We start from the raw sequence: 16410 nt of genomic DNA, 5'->3' as shown, positions 1-16410 counted from the left end.
GTACTGCGTCGCGCTGGGCGCGAGGAACGGGTGTCAGGCCCGAGCGGCGGCGATCGCCGCGAGGAACTCCTCAGCTGCGCGGGTGACCTTGCCGTAGTCGCCGTCGGCGCGCGCCGCCTTCGTGACCGCGCTGCCGACGCCCACGGCGACGGCACCGGCGGCGAACCAGGTCCCGACGTTCTCGGGTGTGGCTCCGCCCGCGGGGAGGATCGGTGCCTGCGCCAATGGCGCCCGGACCGTCTTGAGGTACTCGGGTCCGGCGATCTCGGTGGGGAACAGCTTGACGATGTCGGCGCCGGCGGACATCGTGTCGACGATCTCGGTCGGTGTGAACGCCCCGCTGATCGAGACGGCCTGGTAGCGCGCTGCGGTGCGGATCATGCCTTCGTCGAGGTTGGGACTCACGAGGATCCGGGCACCGGCCTGGATGCAGGCGAACGCGGCCTCGGCGTCGAGGACGGTCCCGGCACCGATGGCGACTCCCTGGTCGGTGTACTCCTCGGAGAGGGTGCGGATGGCGCCCAGGGCGTCGGGGACGGACAGCGTGATCTCGAGGGCGCGGAAGCCGCCCGCGATCGCCGCCCGCGCGACCTGGATCGCCTCGTCGGTGCTGTCGAGGCGCAGGATGAGGATCGCGCCGGTCTCGTGGATCGTGCGGAGGACGTCGTATTTGGTAAGCATCGCGGATCACATTACCCCATGGATTCACACAGATTCACATATCGTCTCAAATTCACGACGATCGATCTCTGCGGACCGATAGGCTCGCGGCATGAGTTCCTCCTCGCCCCTGATCCCGGAGCAACGCCACCAGGAGATCCTCCGCCTGTTGCGGAGCGCGGGCGTGTTGAGCATCCGGCACATCGTCGAGCTCCTCGGTGTCTCCCACATGACGGTGCGTCGCGACATCGCCGCACTGGAGGAGGGCGGTCAGGTCGTCTCGGTGCAGGGCGGCGTCAGATTGAGCGAACGGAGCGGATCGGAACCACCCCGGGAGCGGGCGTCGAGAGCGGGGCTCGAACTGCCGCGGAAGCGTGCGATCGCCGAACTCGCCGCCGGCCTGGTCGAGGACGACATGGTCCTGTTCCTCGACGCCGGCACCACGTGCGAGGCCGTCGTCCCGTTCCTCGCGGACCGACGGAACCTCACCGTCGTCACGAACGACTTCCTGGTGGTCACGACACTCCTCGACCACCCGGGTATCGAGACCATCCATACAGGGGGCGTCGTCGACGTCTCCAGCGGATCGTCCAGCGGGGCCCTCGCCGCGGCGACCCTGGGCGCCGTCAACCTCGATGTCGTCTTCCTCAGCACGGGGACCTGGGATCTCGCACACGGCGTCACGACGCCGGTGTCCGACAAGGTGGTGCTGAAGCAGGCGGCGATGGCCGCCGGGTCGAGCTGCGTGCTGCTCGCCGACAGTACGAAGTTCGGAACGTTCGAGCGGTTCAACGTGACACCACTCGACGGGCTCGACGCGGTGGTCTCCGACACCGATCTGCCCGAGGACGTCGCCGAGTCACTCACCGACATCGGGCTCGACCTGCGCCTCGCCGCCGTCTGACGTCACGATCGTCGTGCCACCGACTCCGCTGCGGTAGGGGAGGACGGCCCGTCATCCGCGGGTAGGCTCGTCAGTCGGATGCGACGCGTCCGACCACCGACCCGAAGGGCACACGATGACCACGCAGGAACTGACCATCTCGAACTTCGAGGACACCGTGTCGGCCGAAGGCATCGTCCTGGTCGACTTCTGGGCCGAGTGGTGCGGCCCGTGCAAGGCTTTCGGCCCTGTCTTCGAGCAGTCGAGCGAGCAGCACCAGGACGTCGTGTTCACCAAGGTCGACACTGAGGCGAACCAGGAGCTCGCGAGCGGGATGCAGATCACGTCGATCCCGACGCTCATGGCGTTCCGCGACGGTGTGCTCGTCTTCTCGCAGGCCGGTGCCCTCCCCGCGCCGGCACTCGAGGACCTCATCTCGCAGGTGCGCGGTCTCGACATGTCCGAGGTGCACGCCGCCATCGCAGCGGCGAAGGCCGAGGCACAGGCCGAGTAGCCGACGTCCGGAGGAGGCGGTCAGTCCTCCGGGTCGCCGGGCGGACGCGCGAACCCGAGCCGGTGGACACCGGGCTCGTCGAACCTGATCCGCCGCCGCCCGGCCGGCGCGCCGTCCTCCAACCGGGTCGGCAGTGCGCCGCCAGGGCCCGCGATGGCGATCATCGAGCCGTCATCCGGCAGCTCGACGAGCAGGCCGCCGGCCGTGAGACGCAGGGTCGCCGCGACGGGGCGATGACGGCTCCACTCGACATCCACGACGTGTCCACCCCGGACCCGGAACCCCCGGAAGCAGCCGGCCGACCACTCGGCCGGGAGGGTCGGCAGCAGCGACAGGACACCGCCGTGCCCCTGGACGAGCAGCTCGACGACACCGGCCGTCCCACCCAGGTTGCCGTCGACCTGGAACACGTCGTCGAGGTCGCCCATCGGGTGCAGGTCGAGCAGCGAGGCCGATGACAGCGGACCGAGCAGCGTGTCGAGCGCCTCGGACGCGAGCCCCGGATCACGGAGTCGTGCGGCCAGGCAGAGGACCCAGGCCATGCTCCACCCGGTTCCGCCACCGCCGTTCGCGAGTCTCCGTCGCAGTGCGCGTCGGGCTGCCTCGAAGTGTTCGGGCGTGGCCGATTCGGTGATCCGGGTCCCCGGGTACAGGCCGTACAGGTGGGAGAGGTGTCGGTGGCCGGGCTCGGTCGGCTCCCGCTCCTCGGCCCACTCCAGGAGTGTTCCGTCGCGGCCGACCTGCGGCAGTCGAAGGGTGGCCACGGTGTCGCGTGCTCGAGCCAGGAGCCCGACGTCCGCGATGCCGTCGCCGACCAGCTCCGCGAGGGCGAGGTACTCGCGGAGGCACTCGTGCGCCAGCTCCTGGTCCATCGCCGCGCCGGCCGTCACCGCCGCCGTGTGATCCGCGTCGACCACGAACCGGTTCTCCGGTGAGGTCGACGGACTGACGACCAGCGATCCGGCGGCATCCGTGACGACCATTCCCAGGACGAACGAGACCACCGGCTCGACGGTCTGCAGGACGGCGACGCGCTCGGCGTGAACAGCACCGCCGTCGTCCAGACGACGGTGGAGGTGCGCGACGAGCCAGGGGAGCGCGCTCGGCCAGTTCGCCCAGTGCGCGTCGAGCGGCACGGCGTCCGTGTGCCGCCAGAGGTCGCTGTTGTGGTGGGCTGCCGCCCCGTCGAGGCCGTAGGACTCGCCGCCGGTGCGCTGTCCGGCGTCCACCAGTTCACCGATGAACCGGGTGAGTGGCTCGACCAGGTCACCCAGGCCGGTGCTCTCCGCCGGCCAGTAGTTCATCTGGAGGTTGATGTTGGTGGTGAAGTTCGCGCTCCAGGGTGGCCTGACCTGATCGTTCCAGACCCCCTGGAGGTTCGTCGGCTCACTCCCCGGTCGGGAGCTGCCGATGAGGAGCGCCCGACCGAGGTCGAAGTAGCGCTCCGCGAGGTCGGCCGAGGCGGACGCCGACGCCGAGAGGTCCAGATCGACGCGGTCGAAGAGCGACCGATGGTCGGCGACGTGCCGATGGAGCAACGCTTCGCCGGATCGCTGCAACGCACTCGAGACCGTCGCCTGGGCGTACTCCAGCAGCGTGGACGGGTCGCCCGACGGCCGATCTCGCCATCCGCGGTGTCCGGATCGTGCACCGGCGACGAGGCGGAACCCGCCCGGGATCGGTTGCACCGCGATCGACAGCGCCCAGGCCATGCCGGCGTCGACGAGACCGTCGGCATCCGGGACGTCGGTCGGGTACCGGACGGCCTCGTCATCGTCACCGCCGAGATACGAGGGTCGCACGCTCGCCGGCGCACGGCCGGTCACCGACCACCATCGGGTGTCGCCGACCGTGCGCTCCTCCGTCGTCGACGGGTGCGGCGTCGCGAAGCCGACCCTCGGTTCACGGACACCGTCACCCAACAGTTCGACGACCAGCACGTCGTCCACCGCCGACACGAACGCGTGGAGCGTGACCGCCTCGCCACTGCTCGTGGACGTCGTCTCGACGACGCCGCGCGCGAGATCGGAGGTCCGTCTCGAGCGCGAACCGTCGTCGGGCGACGCGTAATCGATCGTGAGGCGGCCGAGCGGCTGGAAGGACTCGGTGAACGTGCTCCCGCGCAGTGCAGCCGCGCGGGCATCGGCCGCCATGGAATCGCCGTCGGCGATCGCCCGGCGAACGGACGCCAACGTGCCGGGACGCGGGCGGAGTGCCAGCCCACCGCCCGGGCGTCGCGGACCTCCCGACCACAACGTGTCCAGGGAGAGGTCGATGCCCTCACGTCCGGGCACGCCGTCGAGCGCCGCGCCCAACGTCCCGTTGCCGATGAGGAACCGATCGACGAACCGGGTTGCCGGTCCGTCGAGTTCGATTCGATGACGCTCGACGCGCTGCTGTCGGTCATCCATCAGTGGTCGAGTCGGAGCAGCACGGCACCGTGCGCGGGCAGGGCTGTATCGACGGCGCCGTCGACGACCGGCAACGGCCGACCACTCCACAGCTCGGTGACGGACGATCGATCGGCGCAACCGAGATCGGCCAGGTGCACCCGCAGCTCCGTGTCCGCGTCCCCGAGCCAGAAGACCGCGCGCCACCGGGTCTCGCCGAGCTCAGCCGCCCAGACGGCGAGATCGCCGTCACGGATGATCTCCCGGCTGCCGTCGCTGCCGAGCAGCGCGAGGACGTCCGGGTTGGTCACGAGTGCGAGCGTGTGCGCCGGGGTGTCCGGGAGGTGGCCGCCGAAGAAGAGCGGCGAGCGGGCGATGCACCACAGCGTCATGAGCGTCTGCTGCTCGGCCGGGGTGAGACGGCTCAGCCGGTCCGATCCGACGTGGGCCCGGACACCGATGCGCCCGAGCGGGAGCATGTCCGCGTCGGCCCACGCCCCCGGACGCTGCAGGGGCGCCCAGCGGGCCAGGCGCTGGAACTGTTCGCGTACCGCCGACCAGTCGTCCCAGAGGTCGTCGGAGATCCGCCACAGCTGGGCCGTCGATCGAAGGGTGTCGAGATGCTCCGTCGAGAGTCGCTTCCCCGGGGACAGGCTGAGCACCATCGGTCGACCGGTGGCATCGATCGCCCGTGAGATGGCCTCGATCTCGGCGGTCTGGATCGGTGGGTAGAGCACGTCGTCGAGCTTGATGAGGTCGACGCCCCACTCGGCGAGCTGCGCCATGACCGAGTCGTAGTAAGCCTGCGCACCCGGGGCGGTCATGTCGACGCCGACGTTGTCGGGATTCCACGGGCAGACGTTCGTCGGATCCGCGATCTCCCCGCAATGGGCGGTCGAGCCGAGGATCGGCAGCTCGAGGTCGACAGCCCGCCGCGGCACGCCTCGCATGAGGTGCACCCCGAAACGGAGCCCGAGCGCGTGCACGCGGTCGGCGAGCGCGCGGAAGCCGCCCGACGCCGCAGACGGGAACCGGTTCGGCGCGGGTTGCGGTCGGCCCCAGGCGTCGAGCGTCGGCTGGGAGATGCGCTCGTAGTCGCCGACGCCGGGCGCCGGTTCGTACCACTGGATGTCGACGACCACCGTGTCCCACCCGACGGGCAGCAGGTGCTCGGCCAGGAACGCGGCGTTGGCAAGTACCTCGGCCTCCGTGACGGACCCTCCGAAGCAGTCCCAGCTGTTCCAGCCCATCGGCGGGCGGTCCGCCCGCGCCCGACGTGCTGCACGCACCTCGGTGACCGCGATCTCCACCACCTCGCTCATGGAGCGACGACCTGAGCCGTGATCGTGGCGAACGAGTGCGGTGGGAGCGTGACGCGAAGACCCGTCGGTGTGACGTCGAGACCCGTGAGCGGTCGCGGTGACACGGCGTCGGTCTCACCGGGACGGTTGTGGGCGTCGGGCCGCGCAGCGGTGAGCAGCCGGCCGTGCGGCTCGACCACGGACCCGCCACGGACGTCGACCTCGATGACGAGTGGCGCGTCGAGGTCGACGTTCGTCAGCGAGCAATGGAGGACGCCGTCCTTGACGCTCGCCGAGGCGGAGACGGTCGGGATGCCGCCCGCGTGTGCGGCGTCGGCGTCGCGGACCGGCCCGACCATGTGCGTCGGGAGGGACGTGGCGTCCTGGTGCGGGCTGTTCATCTCGAAGACGTGGAAGGTGGGCGTCCGGACCATCTCGCCGCCGTCGGGATCGGTCAGGAGCATCGCCTGCAGGACGTTGACCGTCTGCGCGATGTTGGCCATGCGCAGCCGGCCCGCGAAGCGGTGGAACACGTCGAAGTGCCAGGCGGCGACCATGGCGTCGCGGATGGTGTTCTGCTGGAACAGATGCCCGGGGTGCGTGCCCGGCTCGACGTCCCACCAGGTGCCCCACTCGTCGAGCACCATGCCGAACCGTTCCTCCGGGTCGTACACGTCCATGACGGCGGCGTGCGACGACAGCAGCTGCTCGACGCCCTGTGCTGCGGCGATCGTGCTCCAGTACTCCGCGGCGTCGAACCCGGTCGCGCTGCCCTTCGCCTTCCAGCTGCCGCCGATCGTGTAGTAGTGCACCGAGACGGCTTCCCAGGGGGTCGCCGAGAACGGGTGGGTGGCCACGTCGGCGACGACCTCCATCAGCGTCTTGGTCCAGGCCACGTCGAACCCGTCGGCGCCGGCGGCGACCCGGTAGAGCGGGACCTTCCCGCCGCTCTCGCAGAAGGTACCGAACTGGCGTGCCAGGTCCGCGTACGCGCCGGCGCGCAGGTTGCCACCGCACCCCCAGGGCTCGTTTCCCAAGCCCCAGAACGGGACGTCCCAGGGCTCCTCCCGGCCGTTCGCGCGACGCAACTCGGCCATCGGGGTCTCCCCGGCACCGGTCAGGTACTCGATCCAGTCGGCCATCTCCTGCACCGTGCCCGAGCCGAGGTTGCCCGAGACGTAGGCGTCGGCACCGAGGAGCTCGCACAGCTCCATGAACTCGTGGGTGCCGAACGCGTTGGTCTCGCTCGTCCCGCCCCATTGCGTGTTGACGAGCTTCGGGCGGTCCTCGCGAGGTCCGATGCCGCTCGTCCAGTGATAGCGGTCCGCGAAGCAGCCGCCCGGCCAGCGGAGGTTCGGGATGCGCAGTTCGCGGAGCGCCTCCACGACGTCGAGTCGGATGCCGCCGACGTTCGGGACGGGCGAGTCCTCGCCCACCCAGAAGCCGTCGTAGATGCCGCGCCCGAGGTGTTCCGCGAAGTGGCCGTAGACGTGTCGGCTGATCGTGGGTCCTGGCCGGTCGAGGTCGACGGTGACGGTCGCAGTGGAGTCCATGGGTGATGTGGTCCTGTTCTGTGCAGCGGGTCGTGGGTCAGACGGCGGTCACGAGGATCGTGATCGCGCGGTCGGGCTGGAAGGTGGGGAGGTCGAGGCCGATCACGGCGAGCTGGCCACCGCTCAGCACGGGCGCCGCCGCGAGCGTGGCCGGGTCGGCGTCGAGTGGCGGCGCATCCCGGAGCCACTGGGGGATCACCCAGCGCGGGCCGAGGGAGTCGTCCTGCGCGACGGCGAGGCGGTAGTGACCGTCCGGGCGGAGTCCGGGAAGGCGGACCCGACGACGGGAGTCGGCCGACCGCGGGGGAGTCACCAGGGTGTACAGCGCGGTGGTGCCGTCCTCCGCGACGACCCCGCGCAGGGTCGGAGCGTCGTCGTCCCACTCGCCGTCGCCGACGACGCGGCCGGTGGCGATGAGTCCGCGATGACGCGTGAAGACGGTGATCCACCTGGCGAGGGTCGTCCGATCCGCATCGTCGAGCTCGCGCAGATCCCACTCCACGCCGAAGTGCCCGAGCAGCGCGATCGCGCACCGGGTGTGGAGCGTGTGCGTGCGTCCGGTCGTGGCCGATCTGGCCGAGGCCACGTGCGACCCGAGCATCTCGGGCGGGACGAGGAGCCCCGTCCACCGGAGCATGCGGGCCCGCTCGATCGGGTCGTGGTTGTCGGAGGTGTGGACGCGATCGGACCGTTCGAGGACACCGAGGTCGATGCGGCCTCCACCCGAGGCGCAGCTCTCGATCTCGAGGTGCGGGTGCCGCGATCGGAGCTCGTCGAGCAGCCGGTAGAGGGCTTCGGTCTGGTCGTGCACGGCCGCCCGCCCGGTCGACGGATGGCCGGCATCGACGAGGTCGCGGTTATGGTCCCATTTCAGGTACGCGATCCCGAGCTCGCGGACCAGTGTGTCGATGGCCTGCAGGATGTGGTCGAAGGCCGCCGGATTGCCGAGATCGAGCACCTGCTGGTGCCGGACGGGCGACGGGAGCTCGTCCCTCGCCCGCAGGATCCAGTCCGGGTGCTCGCGTGCGAGGTCGGAGTCCTCGTTGATCATCTCGGGTTCGAACCACAGCCCGAACTCCATGCCGAGTGATCGCACCCGGTCGGCGAGCGGCGCGAGACCGTCCGGCCAACGCTCGGGGTCCGGTGTCCAGTCGCCGAGGCCGCGGGTGTCGTCGTGACGTCCGCGGAACCATCCGTCGTCGAGCACGTAGCGCTCGACGCCGATGGCCGCGGCCCGGGTCGCCAACTCGGAGAGGACGTCGAGGTCGTGATCGAACAGGACCGCCTCCCAGACGTTCAGGGTGACGGGGCGCGGACGCCGAGCCGCCCGCGAGGTCGAGCGCAGCCAACGGTGGTAGCGCGACGAGGCGGCATCGAGGCCGACGCCGTAGGCCCCGTACACCCATGGAGTCCGGTGGTCCTCACCAGGGCCGAGTCGGACCTCGCCGGGCAGGAGCAGCTCGCCGCCACGGAACGCGAGGTGTCCGTCGGTGCGTTCGACGCCGATCGTGTGGTTGCCGCTCCAACCGACGTGGCACAGCCAGACGTCACCGGTCCGGCTGTCGAACCCCGGTGTTCCGATCGCGGTGACCCCGGTGGCGTCGAGACCGGGGCGACCGTGCCGCGACTCGCGGAGGTGTGTCCCGGTCGTGACCGGAAGCCGCTGCGGCAGCTTCTCGTTGCCCCACCGGCCGGCGAAGTCGAGGATCTCCCGAGCCGACGTCGGGATCGGGAGGGCCGGCACGACACCCTCGACCTCCAGGAGGTCGTCGCCCCGGTTCGTGACCGTCACGCGCGTGCGCAGCAGGCCACTCGGTGTCAGTTCGATCGCCACGAGGAGAGCGATGCCGGTCTGGTCGTCGACCGCGGTCACCTCGACCAGCGCGGCGCCGCACTGCCGCACCTCGCCGGCCGGGAGGGCCGCTCTGTCGACCTCGACCGAGGCCACGTCGAAGCGCGACGACCAGGCCGTCCCGGCGCAATGCGCCCGGAGGCCGGGGAGACCCGACCAGCCCGACGCCTGCTCGGGCAACAGGCTCGGCTCGTACGGCGCGTCCGATCCGTCGACGAGGTCGCCGCGCACGGTGGCTGTGGCCGCGGCAAGCCACTCGAGGTCGTCGGCATCGACGGCGGCACCCCAGTGCGCGATCGTCGGGAGGCGGGTCCCGTGCTGGACGAGCACGACGGAGACGCCGTCGCACTGCAGATGGACGACGCGCTGTTCGAGCGTCGCTGAGAGGTCGGACATGGTTCCTCCGAAGCGGTCGGTGAGGCGGGTATGACGGCCGGTGGGCCGAAGGTCAGGCTGAGTCCCGGACGACGAGCGTGGTGTCGAGCCAGCGCGGAGCGGTCGTCCGGCCGGCGATGAGCTCCATGACGAGTTCCGCGGCGACCCTGCCCATCTGTTCCAACGGCTGACGGACCGAGGTCAGCGGTGGCTCCGCGGTTGCCGCGACGACCGTGTCGTCGAATCCGACGAGCGCGATGTCGTCCGGGACCGTCCGGCCACTGGCCTCGAGAACGCGCATCGCGCCGACCGCCATGAGGTCGGAGCCCGCGAAGACGGCGTCGAGGTCCGGGTACCGGGAGAGTAACCGCGCCATTGCCGACGAGCCGCTCGGCATGGTGAAGTCGCCTCGGGCGACCGCACGGGTGTCGAGGCCACGCTCGGTGAGGACGTCCCGCCAGCCTCGGACACGGTCGCTGGACGCGGCCATGTCGGCGGGGCCCGAGATGACGCCGATCCGCGTGCGGCCGAGCGCGATCAGGTGTTCCGCCGCGAGCCGACCGCCGGCGTAGTTGTCGGAGTCGACGAAGGTGACGTCCTCCGTGTGCTCACCCATCGGGCGGCCGACGAAGACGATCGGGAGGTCCACCGAGGCGAGCGCCTGGGTGATGGTGCTGATCTCGTGCTGCAGGATCACCACCGCCCCGTCCACGTAGTGCGCCGCCAGGTAGGCGACGAGCGCGTCGAGTTGGCGCGGGTCGGCGAGGAAGAGCGCGGGCTGCTGGGCTGCCGACAGGAGCGCGGCGGTGGCGCCCTTGAGCGGTGCCGCGACGAACGATCCGGAGAACGGTTCGAGCTCGCCCGCTGCGAGGACGATCGCGACGGCGCCCGTCCTGCCGCCGGCGAGCGACCGGGCTGCGACATTCGTGCGGTAGGCCAGTCTCACGGCCGCTTCGCGCACCGCGACGACCATCGAGGCGTCGACCGTCGAGGCACCGGCGAGGACCCGCGACGCGGTCGCTCGGGAGACGCCGGCCTCTCGGGCGACGTCGACCAGGGTCGGTTTGCGCATCCTCGCTCCTTTGCGATCGTCCACCTGCCGGTGGTCTGGCAACGAGCATCGCAGAATCCGAGAGAGCGGTCTCCGAGTTGCGCAATATTGCCCTGGTGCCCTGGAACCCCGCTGCCTATGGTGATCACCACGCCCGAACGGTCCGGATGCTCCCCGATCCAGTCGACATCGGCGCGAGCCGGAGAGCGATCTCCGGCCGGTGACCGCAACGTAGCGCGACACCGCGGAACACGATCCCGCATAGGAGGGGGATTTCCAGTGAAATTCCGTCTTGCAGCAGCAGCAACCGTCGCCGTCATGGTCGGCGCCCTGGTCACCGGTTGTTCCGGGTCCGGCGGCGGCGATGACAAGACCTTCCAGTTCTGGTCCTTCACGGGCATCAACCAGAAGGCCGATGTCGAGAAGTACAAGGAAGCGCACCCCGACATCACCGTCAAACTCACCGAGGTCGGCAGCACGCAGGAGACCGCCCAGGCGCTCACCGCGGCGTTGGCCGGCGGCAAGGTCCCCGACCTGGTGCTCATCCAGGGGGACGACATGCCCAACTTCGTCGCGAACCCCGACAACTTCGTCGACCTGAGCACGATGGGCGCCGGCGACATCTCCGGAGACTACCTGCCGTGGGTCTGGGACCAGGCGGTGGCTCAGAACGACGCCGTCATCGGGGTGCCGACCGACGTGGGCGGGATGTCGATGGCGTACCGCGCGGACCTCTTCGAGGCCGCCGGCCTGCCGTCGGAACCGGACGCGGTCGCTGCGCTCTGGCCCACCTGGGACGACTTCATCTCCGTCGGCCAGCAGTACGTCGCCGCCACCGGGAAGCCGTTCCTCGACAACGCCGGCACCTCGGTCTTCTTCCAGACCGTGAACCAGGTCGACGAGAAGTACTACACGCCCGAGGGTGAGCTCGTGTACGACACGAATCCACAGGTGAAGGAGGCGTTCGACATCTCGATCAAGGCGATCGAGGCCGGCATCACGGCGAACGTCCCCGCCTTCTCCACCGGCTGGAGCACGGGCAAGACCAACGGCGCCTTCGCCGCGATGGCAGCTCCCTCCTGGATGCTGAAGAGCATCAAGACGGACGCACCCGACACCTCGGGCCAGTGGCGCGTGACGACGGTGCCCAAGGTCGCCGGCAACTGGGGCGGCAGCTACCTCGCCATCCCGAAGCGCGCGGCGAACCCGGAGGCGGCGTGGGCCTACATCAAGGAGATGCAGTCACCCGAGTCGCAGCTGAAGAACTTCACCGACACCGGCGCCCTGCCCAGCACGGTCTCCGCGTACGAGTCCACCGCGATCGCCGACTACACCGACCCGTTCTTCGGCGACTCGAAGATCGGTGCCGTGCTCGGCAAGTCCTTGCAGGAGTTCAAGCCGTTCTTCAACGGTCCGGAGACGGCGACGATCGGTTCCGCGATGATCAACACCGTGACGGACGTCGAAGCCGGCAACACCCCACCGGACAAGGCCTGGGACGTCGCGATGAAGGCCGTGAAGGACGCCCTCGGCGGCTGACCCGACGGCCCCGTCCACCCGTCCGCTCCGACCCGGGGCGTTCCGGCCGAGCAACACGCCGGAACGCCCCTGAAGGATCATCGTGACCACACACATCGCCCCACCTCGGCTGCTGCCGAAACAGTCGCCACCCGGTATCGGGACGCGGATCCGCAACACCCTGCCGGAACGCTTCGCCCCCTACGTCTACATCGCCCCGTTCTTCCTGATCTTCGCCGTCTTCGGCCTGATCCCGCTCCTGTTCACCTTCGTGGTGTCCCTCTTCGACTGGAACCCGATCGGTCAGCAGACCTTCATCGGCTTCGACAACTTCACCAGGCTCGCGGCCGACCCGCGGTTCTGGAACGCGATGCTCAACACCTTCGCGATCTTCATCATCTCCACGGTGCCGCAGCTGGTCATCGCCCTGGGCCTCGCCCACCTGCTCAACCACGTCCGCCTGCGCTTCGCCACCGGCTTCCGGATGGCGATGCTCGTGCCGTACATCACCTCGGTCGCCGCGACCACGATCGTGTTCGCCCAGCTGTTCGACCGTGACTACGGGCTCTTCAACTACCTCATCAGCTTCTTCGGCGGTGATCACGTCGACTTCCTCAACGACAAGGTCGGCTCGTGGTTCCTCGTCGCGCTCATGGTCGTCTGGCGGTGGACGGGCTACACGACGCTGCTGTACCTGGCGGCATTGCAGGCCATCCCTCGTGACGTGTACGAGGCGGCCGCCGTCGACGGCGCCGGCGGCTGGAAGCAGTTCGTCTACATCACCATCCCGTCGTTGCGTCCCATCATCGTGTTCACGATCGTCACCTCGACGATCGGCGGGCTCCAGGTGTTCACCGAACCACTGCTGGTGAACCCGGCCACCGGCCTCACCTGTGGTGCGGCACGACAGTGCCAGACGCTCACGCTGTTCCTCTACGAGCAGGGCTTCGGCCAGTTCGAGTTCGGATACGGCTCGGCGATCGGCGTCGCGCTGTTCGTGATCGTCGTGCTCGTCGCCCTGCTGAACTTCTTCCTGTCCACCCGCACCCGAGGAGGACGCTGATGTCCGAGACGCTCAACTCCACCCAGCTGATGGCGAGCGCGACCTCCGCCGGCCGGAAACGGAACGGCGGCCGGATCGGCCGCATCCCCTGGTACACCTACGTCCTCCTCGTGTGCGCCGTCGTCGTGAGCATGTTCCCGCTGTACTTCATGTTCGTCGTCGCGACCACGGACTCGGCGACGGCGACCACCCTGCCACCGCGGCTGTACCCGGGCGACAACCTGTTCCACCTCGTGGGGCTCGTGCTCGAGACCGTGCCGTTCATCCAATCGATGATCAACAGCCTCATCGTCGCGCTGTCGATCGGCGTCGGATCGGCCCTGCTCTGCGCCCTGGCCGGGTTCGCCTTCGCGAAACTGGAGTTCCGCGGCCGCAACGCGCTGTTCATCCTCGTTGTCCTCACCATGACCGTGCCGACGCAGTTGAGCGTGATCCCGCAGTACCTGATCATCTCCGCGCTCGACTGGGTCGACACCCTGCAGGCACTCATCGTCCCCGGCCTCGCGAGCGCGTTCGGCATCTTCTGGATGCGTCAGCACATCTCGAGCTCCGTGAGCGACGAGCTGCTCCAGGCGGCGAGACTCGATGGTGCCAACACCTGGCAGATCTTCTGGCGGATCGTCTTCCCGGTCATCAGACCGGCGGCGTTCGTCCTGGGACTGCTCGGCTTCGTCGGATCGTGGAACGACTTCCTCTGGCCGTTCATCGTCCTGAAGTCGCCCGAGATGTACACGGTCCAGATCGCGATCAAGGCCCTGCAGTCGCAGCGGTCGATCGACCTCGGCCTCGCGATGGCCGGGTCGTTCCTGGCCACCATCCCGCTGCTCATCGCGTTCATCTTCGTCGGCAAGCGCATGGTGACGGGGATCATGGACGGAGCGTTCAAGGGATGACCCTGCAACACGACGGCGTCACGCCGACCACGTCGGGCATCGTCCGCGGCGTCTGGAACGACCGACGGGCGTCACCCGTCGAGCGGGCGCGAGCACTCCTCGATGAGATGACCCTCGAGGAGAAGGTCGGTCAGCTCGGTTCGGTCTGGTTCACCGACACGGCGGGCGACTTCGCGCCGAGCGTGGACGGCTCCGACGACCCGGCTGCGCCGACATCGGCGCCCACCGGCGACTTCACGGGTGGCCTCGGGCAGTTGACGCGCATCTTCGGGACCGAACCGGTGACGGTGGCCGAGGGCGTCGATCGCCTGCGGGAACGGCAACGGCAGGTCGTGGCCGGCAACCGGTTCGGCATCCCCGCGATCGCACACGAGGAGTGTCTGACAGGGTTCGCCGCGTACGGTGCGACCGCCTTCCCGACGCCGCTCGCCTGGGCCGCCTCGTTCGACGAGGAGCTCGTGGAGCGGATGGCGGAGGCGATCGGAGACGACCTCCGTTCGGTCGGTGTCCATCAGGGACTCGCGCCGGTCCTCGACGTCGTCCGGGACTACCGCTGGGGCCGGGTCGAGGAGACGCTGGGAGAGGACCCCTACCTCGTCGGCCAGCTCGGCGCCGCGTACGTGCGTGGTCTCGAGCGGTCCGGGGTCGTGGCGACGCTCAAGCACTTCGCCGGCTACGCCGCATCCCGAGGCGCGAAGAACCACGCCCCGGTGAGCATGGGGCGCCGCGAGCTCGCCGATGTCGTGCTTCCGCCGTTCGAGACGGCGATCCGGCTCGGGGGAGCGCGAAGCATGATGAACGCCTACACCGATCTCGACGGCGTCCCCGCGGGCGCCAGTGTCGAGTTGCTCACCCGCATCCTGCGCGACGACTGGGGTTTCGACGGCACCGTCGTCGCCGACTACTGGGCGATCCCGTTCCTGGCGACCATGCACCATGTCGCGAGCGACGCGGCGGAAGCCGGCGCGCTCGCCCTCACCGCCGGGATCGACGTCGAGCTCCCGGAGACCGCCGGCTACGGCGCCGGCCTCGTCGGGCTCGTCCAGGAGGGGGCGCTCGACGAGCGGCTGGTCGACCGGGCCGTGCTCCGGCACCTGCGGCAGAAGATCGAGCTCGGCCTGCTCGACGGGGGTCCGCTCGTGCCGGAGCACGCCGCATCGACCGATCTCGACGGCCCCCGAAACCGCGCCATCGCGACGCGTCTGGCCGAGGAGTCGGTCGTCCTCCTCCGGAACCGCGCCGTCCTCCCGCTCCGGCCCCCAGCGCGCATCGCCGTGATCGGGCCGGCGGCCGACCAGTTCCGCAGTCTCGTGGGCTGCTACGCGTTCCCCAACCACGTGCTGTCGAAGCACCCCGGGCACGATCTCGGCATCACCATCCCGACGATCCTGGACGCGGTTCGTACCGAGTTCGCCGCGGCGGACATCGTCGTCGAACCGGGATGCAGCATCACCGAGACCGGTCAGGAGGACGTTCCGGCCGCCGTCGAGGCCGCCCGTTCAGCCGACGTCGTCGTGCTGGCCGTGGGCGACATCGCGGGCCTGTTCGGCGATGGTACTTCGGGAGAAGGCTGTGACGCCGAGGACCTGCGCCTCCCCGGGGGCCAGCACGACCTCGTGCTCGCCGTCCTCGCGACCGGGACGCCCGTCGTCCTGACCGTGCTGTCCGGGCGACCCTACGCACTGGGGGACTACGACCGGGCCGACGCACTGGTCCAGGCGTTCTTCCCCGGGCAGGAGGGCGCGGCGGCCGTCGCGGGGCTGCTGTCCGGCCGCGTGCAGCCGAGCGGACGGCTCCCGGTGCAGATCCCTCGTTCACCGGCCATGCCGGGCACCTACCTGCAGCCGCCGCTCGGTCTGGCGTCCCGCGGGATCAGCGTGCTCGACCCCACGCCGCTCTTCCCGTTCGGTCACGGCCTCACCGCCGGGGACGTCCGCTACCGATCGCTCACGAGTGCAGCGGAGCTCGCCGTCGACGGTGAGGTCCTCGTCGACGTCACCGTCGAGAACATGGGCGTCGAGGACGCCGTCGAGGTGATCCAGCTCTACGGTACGGATCCGGTCGCCTCCGTCGTGCGTCCCTCGGTCGAACTGCTCGCATTCGCACGCCTCACGGTCGCTGCCGGGACGTCGGCCACGGTGCGTTTCTCGGTGTCGGCCGACCGCTTGTCCTTCACCGGAGTCGACGGCCGTCGGGTGATCGAACCGGGGACGTACGTCCTGTCCGCCGGGCCGTCGGCACTCGAGCGTCCGCTCACCCACACGATCGAGGTGACCGGCAGCAGGCGGGAGCTTGTCGCGCCGCGCGAGCTCCGCGTGGACTGGCGGCGTGTCGACGCGGTCGCGAGGAAGGCCTGA

12 protein-coding genes are annotated in these 16410 nt (G+C 69.8%); 6 read left to right on the top strand and 6 right to left on the bottom strand.

What is annotated here, in order from left to right:
• Positions 1-33 precede the first annotated feature (33 nt).
• Positions 34-681 (bottom strand): bifunctional 4-hydroxy-2-oxoglutarate aldolase/2-dehydro-3-deoxy-phosphogluconate aldolase, encoded by a 648-nt coding sequence (locus tag IFU30_RS09020; RefSeq protein ID WP_192004969.1) that lies wholly within the window; start codon positions 679-681, stop codon positions 34-36.
• 91 nt (positions 682-772) lie between these two features.
• Between IFU30_RS09020 and IFU30_RS09015 the strand changes: the two genes are divergently transcribed.
• Both IFU30_RS09015 and trxA read left to right on the top strand, forming a co-directional pair.
• Positions 773-1564: a DeoR/GlpR family DNA-binding transcription regulator gene (locus tag IFU30_RS09015; protein ID WP_124769268.1), complete on the top strand. Its 792-nt coding sequence runs from the start codon at positions 773-775 to the stop codon at positions 1562-1564.
• 115 nt (positions 1565-1679) lie between these two features.
• Entirely contained in the window at positions 1680-2057 is a 378-nt protein-coding gene (gene trxA, locus IFU30_RS09010; RefSeq protein WP_056006082.1) for a thioredoxin, read from the top strand.
• Between the two features lie 20 nt (positions 2058-2077).
• Here the strand turns inward: trxA and IFU30_RS09005 are convergent, their stop codons facing one another.
• The 5 genes from IFU30_RS09005 to IFU30_RS08985 are packed head-to-tail and all read right to left on the bottom strand — an operon-like array spanning position 2078 to position 10600.
• Complete coding sequence (locus IFU30_RS09005) at positions 2078-4468, bottom strand: glycosyl hydrolase family 95 catalytic domain-containing protein (protein ID WP_192004968.1); 2391 nt, start codon at positions 4466-4468, stop codon at positions 2078-2080.
• Positions 4468-5769 carry a glycoside hydrolase family 27 protein gene (locus tag IFU30_RS09000; protein ID WP_249404738.1) on the bottom strand — a complete coding sequence of 434 codons (1302 nt, stop codon included), beginning with the start codon at positions 5767-5769 and terminating at the stop codon, positions 4468-4470. Before IFU30_RS09000 ends, IFU30_RS09005 begins: the two co-directional genes overlap by 1 nt.
• Positions 5766-7301: an alpha-N-arabinofuranosidase gene (locus IFU30_RS08995; protein ID WP_192004967.1), complete on the bottom strand. Its 1536-nt coding sequence runs from the start codon at positions 7299-7301 to the stop codon at positions 5766-5768. Before IFU30_RS08995 ends, IFU30_RS09000 begins: the two co-directional genes overlap by 4 nt.
• A gap of 37 nt (positions 7302-7338) precedes the next feature.
• Positions 7339-9549: an alpha-galactosidase gene (locus tag IFU30_RS08990; RefSeq protein ID WP_192004966.1), complete on the bottom strand. Its 2211-nt coding sequence runs from the start codon at positions 9547-9549 to the stop codon at positions 7339-7341.
• A 52-nt stretch (positions 9550-9601) separates the two neighbouring features.
• Positions 9602-10600, bottom strand: a complete 999-nt coding sequence (locus IFU30_RS08985) for a LacI family DNA-binding transcriptional regulator (RefSeq protein ID WP_192004965.1) — start codon at positions 10598-10600, stop codon at positions 9602-9604.
• Positions 10601-10858: 258 nt separating this feature from the next.
• Here IFU30_RS08985 and IFU30_RS08980 point away from each other — a divergent pair, with 258 nt between their 5' ends.
• The 4 genes from IFU30_RS08980 to IFU30_RS08965 all read left to right on the top strand — a co-directional run bounded on the left by IFU30_RS08980 (position 10859) and on the right by IFU30_RS08965 (position 16410).
• Positions 10859-12118, top strand: coding sequence for an extracellular solute-binding protein (locus tag IFU30_RS08980; RefSeq protein ID WP_192004964.1), 1260 nt, complete (start codon positions 10859-10861; stop codon positions 12116-12118).
• Positions 12119-12200: 82 nt separating this feature from the next.
• Positions 12201-13160, top strand: a complete 960-nt coding sequence (locus IFU30_RS08975; protein WP_079705845.1) for a carbohydrate ABC transporter permease — start codon at positions 12201-12203, stop codon at positions 13158-13160.
• Positions 13160-14053 carry a carbohydrate ABC transporter permease gene (locus IFU30_RS08970; RefSeq protein ID WP_079002436.1) on the top strand — a complete coding sequence of 298 codons (894 nt, stop codon included), beginning with the start codon at positions 13160-13162 and terminating at the stop codon, positions 14051-14053. Before IFU30_RS08975 ends, IFU30_RS08970 begins: the two co-directional genes overlap by 1 nt.
• A complete protein-coding gene (locus IFU30_RS08965; RefSeq protein WP_192004963.1) occupies positions 14050-16410 on the top strand; it encodes a beta-glucosidase family protein in 2361 nt (786 codons plus the stop codon). The genes IFU30_RS08970 and IFU30_RS08965 overlap by 4 nt, the downstream gene beginning before the upstream one ends.

The organism is Plantibacter sp. CFBP 8798, from assembly GCF_014841195.1.
Taxonomy (GTDB): Bacteria; Actinomycetota; Actinomycetes; order Actinomycetales; family Microbacteriaceae; genus Plantibacter; species Plantibacter auratus.
Note: the sequence above shows the minus strand (reverse complement) of the source record. Positions and strands in the feature narration are given on the sequence as shown.

What these genes read in the sequence shown, in the direction of transcription:
- IFU30_RS09020 (WP_192004969.1), bottom strand. Translation starts at nt 681, where the DNA reads ATGCTTACCAAATACGACGTCCTCCGCACGATCCACGAGACCGGCGCG.
- IFU30_RS09015 (WP_124769268.1), top strand. Translation starts at nt 773, where the DNA reads ATGAGTTCCTCCTCGCCCCTGATCCCGGAGCAACGCCACCAGGAGATC.
- trxA (WP_056006082.1), top strand. Translation starts at nt 1,680, where the DNA reads ATGACCACGCAGGAACTGACCATCTCGAACTTCGAGGACACCGTGTCG.
- IFU30_RS09005 (WP_192004968.1), bottom strand. Translation starts at nt 4,468, where the DNA reads ATGGATGACCGACAGCAGCGCGTCGAGCGTCATCGAATCGAACTCGAC.
- IFU30_RS09000 (WP_249404738.1), bottom strand. Translation starts at nt 5,769, where the DNA reads ATGAGCGAGGTGGTGGAGATCGCGGTCACCGAGGTGCGTGCAGCACGT.
- IFU30_RS08995 (WP_192004967.1), bottom strand. Translation starts at nt 7,301, where the DNA reads ATGGACTCCACTGCGACCGTCACCGTCGACCTCGACCGGCCAGGACCC.
- IFU30_RS08990 (WP_192004966.1), bottom strand. Translation starts at nt 9,549, where the DNA reads ATGTCCGACCTCTCAGCGACGCTCGAACAGCGCGTCGTCCATCTGCAG.
- IFU30_RS08985 (WP_192004965.1), bottom strand. Translation starts at nt 10,600, where the DNA reads ATGCGCAAACCGACCCTGGTCGACGTCGCCCGAGAGGCCGGCGTCTCC.
- IFU30_RS08970 (WP_079002436.1), top strand. Translation starts at nt 13,160, where the DNA reads ATGTCCGAGACGCTCAACTCCACCCAGCTGATGGCGAGCGCGACCTCC.
- IFU30_RS08965 (WP_192004963.1), top strand. Translation starts at nt 14,050, where the DNA reads ATGACCCTGCAACACGACGGCGTCACGCCGACCACGTCGGGCATCGTC.